Origin of the sequence: Psychromonas sp. B3M02 (assembly GCF_003318165.1) — a bacterium.
In the GTDB taxonomy this organism is placed as follows: domain Bacteria; phylum Pseudomonadota; class Gammaproteobacteria; order Enterobacterales; family Psychromonadaceae; genus Psychromonas.
The window spans coordinates 1-271 of the sequence record NZ_QOCB01000003.1 but is presented as its reverse complement, the minus strand read 5'-3'; the positions used below and the strand labels follow the sequence as shown (position 1 = coordinate 271).

Here is a 271-nt window from a genome sequence, read left to right as displayed (position 1 = left end):
TGGATTGGATGGGTCAATGGATGCAAGAAGGTGACGATGAGCAAGTGGTTCGTGGTACCTTAGGTCGCTTACTATTTGGCGCAAATGACATCACTAAATCAGTTAAAATCATCTCTGGTGGTGAGCAAGGTCGTATGCTGTTTGGTAAGTTAATGATGAACAAACCAAATATCTTACTAATGGATGAACCAACCAACCACTTGGATATGGAATCGATTGAATCATTAAACTTAGCCTTAGAAAACTACGAAGGTACTTTATTATTCGTCAG

The 271-nt window shown here is 39.5% G+C and carries 1 protein-coding gene; it reads left to right on the top strand.

From position 1 onward, the window contains the following. The coding region (locus tag DS885_RS00080) for an ATP-binding cassette domain-containing protein (RefSeq protein ID WP_113817395.1) at positions 1-271 on the top strand (271 nt) is incomplete at both ends.